The organism is Phenylobacterium sp. (assembly GCF_031181185.1).
Classification (GTDB): Bacteria; Pseudomonadota; Alphaproteobacteria; order Caulobacterales; family Caulobacteraceae; genus Phenylobacterium.
Map to the genome: position 1 here is coordinate 1 of NZ_JAPSKZ010000189.1, position 6,716 is coordinate 6,716.

Annotated in this window: 5 protein-coding genes and 1 pseudogene; 3 read left to right on the top strand and 3 right to left on the bottom strand. The window is 69.1% G+C overall.

Annotated elements, in window-relative coordinates; translation table 11 throughout:
• A pseudogene (locus RIF93_RS17400) lies at positions 1 to 295 on the top strand (glutathione S-transferase family protein); the annotation flags it as partial.
• Between the two features lie 78 nt (positions 296 to 373).
• Here the strand turns inward: RIF93_RS17400 and RIF93_RS17405 are convergent.
• Positions 374 to 895 (bottom strand): RcnB family protein, encoded by a 522-nt coding sequence (locus RIF93_RS17405; RefSeq protein ID WP_309092717.1) that lies wholly within the window; start codon positions 893 to 895, stop codon positions 374 to 376.
• A gap of 147 nt (positions 896 to 1,042) precedes the next feature.
• Here RIF93_RS17405 and RIF93_RS17410 point away from each other — a divergent pair, with 147 nt between their 5' ends.
• Positions 1,043 to 1,798 carry a class I SAM-dependent methyltransferase gene (locus RIF93_RS17410; RefSeq protein ID WP_309092718.1) on the top strand — a complete coding sequence of 252 codons (756 nt, stop codon included), beginning with the start codon at positions 1,043 to 1,045 and terminating at the stop codon, positions 1,796 to 1,798.
• A 253-nt stretch (positions 1,799 to 2,051) separates the two neighbouring features.
• On the opposite strand, the gene RIF93_RS17415 is transcribed toward RIF93_RS17410, so the two are convergent.
• Both RIF93_RS17415 and RIF93_RS17420 read right to left on the bottom strand, forming a co-directional pair.
• Positions 2,052 to 4,256: a S9 family peptidase gene (locus tag RIF93_RS17415; RefSeq protein WP_309092719.1), complete on the bottom strand. Its 2,205-nt coding sequence runs from the start codon at positions 4,254 to 4,256 to the stop codon at positions 2,052 to 2,054.
• A gap of 170 nt (positions 4,257 to 4,426) precedes the next feature.
• Complete coding sequence (locus RIF93_RS17420) at positions 4,427 to 6,181, bottom strand: DUF885 domain-containing protein (protein ID WP_309092720.1); 1,755 nt, start codon at positions 6,179 to 6,181, stop codon at positions 4,427 to 4,429.
• 122 nt (positions 6,182 to 6,303) lie between these two features.
• Here RIF93_RS17420 and RIF93_RS17425 point away from each other — a divergent pair.
• Positions 6,304 to 6,716 (top strand): peptidase S14 (locus tag RIF93_RS17425; protein WP_309092721.1); only part of this gene is annotated, 413 nt, incomplete at its 3' end.

Consider the following 6,716-nt stretch of genomic DNA (forward strand, 5'->3'; position numbering starts at 1 on the left):
CGACCAAGAGTGGGCCAAGCTGCGGCGTCCCAGTCAGGACGCGTTCACGCGCATGAAGCTGGCGTCGCTGGCCAAGCGCCTGGACGGCCAGGAATGGCTGGAAGACCGGTTCACCGCGGGCGACCTGATGATGATCAGCGTGCTGCGCAACCTGCGGCACACGGACATCGTCACCAGCGATCCGGTGCTGGGTCCCTACGTCGCGCGCGGAGAGGCGCGGCCGGCGTTCCAGCGGGCGCTGCAGGCGCAGCTGGCGACGTTCAAGGAGAACGAGCCGGCGCTCGAGCCGGCGTAAGGCTGCCGCAGAGGGTACGCCCACCCTCGAACGGCGAGGGGGCCGCGCGGGCGATCGCGCGGCCCCTGGTCCTTTGGACTACCAGCCGTTGGAAACGATGTCGGCGATGAGGCCGGTGGCCAGCGCCATCAGCACGAAGTTGCCGTCGGCATAGACCCAGCGATGGCCGGGCGGCGGGGCGCGCAGGCCGTAGTAGTACGGATCCTGCACATAGTAGCTGCGGTAGGCGCGCGGCACGTAGGCGCCGCGGCGCCAGGCGTAGCCGCGGTTGTAGCGCTGATAGCCGTAGCCGGGAGCGTACCAGTAGCCCTGGCGCACGCCGCGGTAGCCGCGCCACTCGGCCCGATCGCGCCAGGTCTCGGCCCGGCGGCGGTCGTAGCGGGCCTCGCGGCGGGCTTCGCGCACGTCCTGGCGTTCGCGCTGGATCTCGCGCCGCTCGCGGTTGGTGACGACGCCGTCGCGGCGGGCGTCCCGGCGCTCGTCGCGCAGTTCGCGCTGCTCCTGGCGCACTTCGCGGGGCTGGGCGGCGGCCTGTGAGGCGGCGGCGATCGGGCCAGCCGCCGCCGCAGCCGCGGCCGCGAGAAGAAGAATTCTTTTCATCGGGTGCTCCTGGTTCGAGTTCACCCCCTTACGCGGACGCAATCTGCAAACTGCGCCTGAACCGCGACTGAACCCGCGGCGGAGCGTTCGGTTCAGCTTGTTCCTCTGCTACGCTCCGGCGAACAACGATCACCGAGGGAGGCCCGCATGGCCCGCAGAGTTCTCATCGCCGCCGTTTCCGTCCTGATCGCCGGCGCCGCCGGCGCGGCCGTGGCCCAGGCGGTTCCGGCGCACGTCTCGGCTGCCCTGGGCGACAAGAGCCGTCCCACGGCCGACGTCAGCCGCGACGCCGTACGCAAGCCCGGCGAGCTGCTGGCGTTCGCCGAGGTGAAGCCCGGCCAGAAGGTCGCCGACTTCATCATGGGCGGCGGCTACTTCACCCGCATCCTGTCGGCGGCGGTGGGGCCGAACGGCCACGTCTACGCCTACCAGCCCGACGAGTTCATCAAGTTCCAGGCAAGCTACGGCGAGAACCAGAAGAAGGTCGTCGCCGATTACAAGAACGTCACGGCCTTGACCCAGAGCCTCGGCGCCCTGGACCTGCCCGACGGCCTGGACCTGGTGTTCACGGTGCAGAACTACCACGACCTGCACCTGACGCCGTTCCCGAAGGAGTGGGCGGGCCAGGTCAACGCCGAGATCTACAAGTCGCTGAAGCCGGGCGGGCTATATGTGATCGTCGACCACGTGGCGGCGCCGGGTTCGGGTCTGGACGCGGCCATGAAGGTGCACCGCATCGAGCCGTCGATCGTGCGCCAGGAGGTCGAGGCGGCGGGCTTCAAGTTCGAGGGCGAGAGCCCGCTGCTGCGCTCGAGCGCCGATCCGCACACGGCGAGCGTCTTCGACCCGAGCATCCGCGGCAAGACCGACCAGTTCGTGTTGAAGTTCCGGAAGCCGAAATAGCGTTGGTCGGGGCGGACGCGTCAGCGTCCGCCCAGCATGACGGCGGTGCTAAGGCCCATGACCGCGCCGGCCACGAGCGGGTGCTCGAGACCGAGCGCGAAGAGCTCGGAAAACAGCGACAGCAGGCAGTCCATGGCGGGTCTTCCTTGCAGAACCCGCCCCCCAAGCGACTGGAGATTACCGGCGAAGCCTTTCCGCAGCCTTCACAGGCACGGTCAACGCCAACTCATCATAAATACCTGATAACCCTGCCTTATTTGAGCTTCCGATCAAAGAAGTCGAGCGTCGCCATCGCCCGGTGCAGGCGGTTCATCGGCGTCCAGCCGCCGCGGTGGCGCAGACCCGGATAGACCATGGTCTCGAACGGCAAGCCCCGCGCCTGCAGGTCGAACATCACCCGGGTGGAGTGATCGAAGGTCACGTTGTCGTCGGCCATGCCGTGAACGAGCAGCAGGCTGCCGGGCTTCAGGCGGTCCAGGCGCCGGACGACTTCGGACGTCTCGTAGCCCCTCTTGTTGTCCTTGGGCGTGCCCATGAAGCGCTCGGTGTAGTGCGTGTCGTAAAGCGTCCAATCGGTGACCGGGGCGCCCGAGACGCCGGCCTTGAACGGACTGTCCGGGGCGGTCAGCAGCAGCAGGGTCATGTAGCCGCCGTAGGACCAGCCGGTGACGCCGATGCGATCCTTGTCGACGTAGGGCAGGCTCTGGAGGAACTTCGCGCCGGCGATCTGGTCGTCGACCTCCAGTTGGCCGAGCTTGCGGTCGATGGCGGTCTTGAAGGCGACGGACCGATTGGGCGTGCCGCGGTTATCGAGCTTGAAGAGGATGTAGCCGGCGTCCAGCAGGATCTGGTCTTCGGGGCTCTGCCACGCCTTGGTGACCCGGGCGCTGCCAGGGCCGCCGTAGACCTGCACGATGACCGGATACCTCTTCGCCGGGTCGAAGCCGGGCGGGGTGCGCAAGGAGTACCAGAGCGGGCTGCCGTCGGCGGCCTTGATGGTCCCGTATTCGGGCGTGCGGAGGCGGTCCACATAGGGATGGAACGGATGGCCCGGGGCCAGCCGGTTCTCCTCGATCCAGCGGACGCGCGTCCCGTCAGGGCGGAAGAGGGCGGTCTGGGCCGGGGTCTTGGGATCCTCGTAGGTCCCGACGAAGGCGCCGCCCGTCTTGGCCACGTCGGCGCTCCACCAGCCGCCGGCGGGCGTCAGGGCGCGCGGCTCGGCGGCCTTCTTGTACGAGACCTCGTAGATGCGGCGCTCGACGGGAACGTCCCTGTTGGCGCTGAAGATCGCGACGCCGCGGGCCTCGTCCACACCCAGCAGCTCGGCGACCGGCCACGAGCCTTTGGTCACCTGGCGGATGCGCTTGCCATCGGCGCCATGCAGATAGAGGTGGCGGAAGCCCGAGGTCTCGGACGACCAGAGGAAAGTGCCGTCCGACAGCGGCTTGAAGTCGTCGGTGATGTCGACCCAGTGCGGGCTGGTCTCGCTCAGGATCACCCGGCCCTTGCCGGTGGCGGGATCCACGGCGATCAGGTCCAGGCGGCGCTGGTCGCGCGACTGGCGCTGCACGTAGAGGGTGTGGCCGTCCTTCGACCACGCCACTCGCGCCAGATAGATGTCGGTGTTGTCGCCCAAGTCCACCTGGGTGCGGGCGCCGGTGGCGAGGTCCTGGACATAGAGGGTGACGACGGCGTTCGGGCGACCGACGCGCGGATAGCGCTGCGGGATCACCTTGGCGCCCGTGGCGCCGACCTCAGGACGCTCGACGATGTCGACGCCGGACTGGTCGACGTGGGCGATGGCGATGCGCGACTCGTCGGGGCTCCACCAATAGCCGGTGTGGCGGTCCATCTCCTCCTGGGCGATGAACTCGGCCGTGCCCCAGCTCTTCAGCTCGGTCCCGCCTTGCGTGAGCGCGCGCTCCGCGCCGCCGGCTGCCGGGGTGACATAGAGGTTGTCGTCGCGGACGTACGAGACGAAGCGGCCTTTGGGGCTGACCTTGGCGTCGATCTCGTCGCCGGGCGTACGAGTGAGCTGGCGCACCTGGCTGGAGGCCAGGTCGTAGACGTAGAGGTCGCCCTCGACCGGAGCGAGGATCATCCGCCCCTGGTCGTCCCAGGCGTAGTCGACGACCCCGCGGGTGGCGACGCCGGCCCGTTCACGGCGGGCTTTCTCGGCCTCGGAAAGCTCGCGCGCGTCGGGCGCCAGCTTCTTGCCGTCGATCAGGAGGCGCGGCTCGCCGCCGGCCACGTCGGCGATCCAGAGGTCGGTGACGGTGAGGTCGTCGGCGCGGACCTTGATGTAGGTCACCGACTTGCCGTCGGGCGACAGCTTCACGCCGCGGGCGCGCGGGCCGTTGAGGTCGGGGCTTTCGAAGACCCGCTTGGGCGGGAGCTGGGCGGCCATGGCGGCGCCGGCGAGCGCGGTGGCCGCAAGGGCGGCGATCAAGAGCTTCATGGCCGCTGTTGAACAGGCTGCGGCGGCGCTTGGCAATCACCTCCGCCGCGGAGCGCGCCTCAGCCTTTCACCACCAGACACCAAGCACACAAAGCGGGCGCGCTGGATCTTTGTGCGCTTGGTGAACTTGGTGGTTGCTGAATGACGCCGTCGCCAGGCGAAGCATCGGGCTACTTCTTCTGCTTCTCGATCCAGGCGGTGACGTGGCGATCGAGGAGGTCGAGGGGGATCTCGCCGTTCTCGAGGGCCGCGTCGTGGAAGGCGCGGAGGTCGAACTTGGGGCCCAGCTCCTTCTCGGCCTTGGCCCGCAGCTCGCGCAGCTTCAGCTCGCCGTGCTTGTAGGCCAGCGCCTGGGCCGTATCGACCATGTAGCGGTTCACCTCGGCCTCGATGTTGGCGCGCGACAGGGCGGTGTTCTCGAGCATGAACTGGATCGCCTGGTCCCGCGTCCAGCCCTTGGCGTGGAGGCCGGTGTCGACCACCAGCCGGCACGCGCGCCACATCTCGTACGACAGGCGGCCGAAGTCCTTCTCGGGCGTGTCGTAGAGGCCCATGTCGATGCCGAGGCGCTCGGAGTAGAGGCCCCAGCCCTCGGTGAAGGCGGTGAAGTTCACGGCGTACTTCCGGAACTCGGGCAGGTCCTCCAGCTCGTCCTGGATGGAGAGCTGCTGGTGGTGGCCGGGGACGGCCTCGTGGACCGTCAGCGCGGGCATCTCGAACAGCGGCCGCTGGTCCAGCTTCGAGGTGTTGACGTAGTAGGTTCCGGGCTTGCCGCCCTTGTACGAGCCCGAGTTGTAGTAGGCCGTCGTGGTGCCGGGCGCGGTCGCCGCCGGCACGGGCTTCACCGTGTAAGGCGTACGCGGCAGACGGCCGAACAGCTTGGGCATCTCGCCGTCGATGTGCTTGGCGAGCACGGCGGCCACCGACAGCAGCTCTTCCGGGGTCTTGGGATAGTAGCGCGGGTCGGTGCGCAGGTGCTGGATGTAGGCCGCACGGTCGCCCTGGAAGCCCGAGCGCTTCACGACGGCGTCCATCTCGGCGCGGATGCGGGCGACCTCGGCAAGACCAAGGTGATGGATCTCGTCCGGCGTGCGGTCCATCGTGGTCATCAGCCGGATGCGATAGGCGTACCAGTCGCGGCCCTGGGGCATCTCGGAGGCGCCGAAGCCCTTGCGGCAGGCGGGCTGGTACTCGGCCTCATAGAAGCGCTGGAAGTCGCGGTAGGCCGGCACGACTCCGGTGGCGATGAGCTGTTTGGCCCGGCCCGCGTAGTCGCTCCACTGGGCCTCGGTGATGTTGGCCGGGCGCGGCTTCAGGAATGGCGCGTACAGGTCAGATTTCATGGGATCGTCCACCACGTGGGCGGCGATGCCCCGCTCGAAGCCGACCATGGCCACGCACGGATGGGTGGCCTTGGCCTTCACCAGCGCGCGCGTCGTGTCGATGGCCTTGCGGTTGTACTCGGGATAGGCCGCGAGGCGTGCGAGGTAGCTCTCGTAGTCTTGCGCGGTGAACAGCGGCACGCGCTCCGACAGGCGGGCGAAGTTCAGGTGCCAGCCCCGGCGGTTGGAGAACAGGATCGCCCGCTGGACGTACTTGGCGCCCTCGACCTGGTTGGCGAGCTCGCGCCGCAGGATGTCGCGGTTGACCTGGTCGGCAGCGGAGAGGCCCGCAGCGGGGATGGCGTCCAGCCGCTTGAGGAAGGCCGCGGCCTCGGCGGCCTCGCGGTCGATGGCGGCGAGGGAGGGGTCGCCCAGCTCCGTGTCGTAGGTGCGAACGCCGAGGGTGGTGGCCTGGACCGGATTGTTCTTGAGGTGCCACGCCCAGTGGTCGGCCAGCAGTTGCTTGAACTGCGCCGGCGCATCCTGAGCGGCCGCCGGCGCGGCGACGAAAAGCGCGGCCGCGACCGCCACACCCCGGATCATCCTGGAACTCCCCCGAACACCTGGCGGCGAACAGACGACGGCGGCGCCGGACGGTCAAGGCTGACGCTTCGGGCGGCGCCAGTGGCCGTCTCGCGCGTTGCTGGCGCATGGACGACGCTTCGATGAGACCGGCGCCGGCGGAGCTCGCGGCGCCGCAGGTGCGGCTGAACGGTCCGGTGGACGAGGCCATGCTGCGCACGTTCCTCGACGCCCTGGCGGCAGCGGAGGGCGGCGACGGCCCGCTCGTGCTGGAGCTGACCACCAACGGCGGGGACGCCGATGTCGGCCGCCGGATCGCCACCGACGTGCGGCTGTTCCGGGAGCGCACCGGCCGGCGCACGCTCTTCCTGGGCAAGGCGATCGTCTATTCGGCCGGGGTCACCATCCTTTCGGCCTTCCCGCAGCCCGACCGCTGGCTGGCGCAGGGGACGATGCTGCTGATCCACTGCCGGCAGCTCAACCGGTCGCTGGAATTCGAGGGGCCATTGAAGGCCGCGCGCCTGCGTGTGGAGGCCCTGCTCGACGAAATCGACGC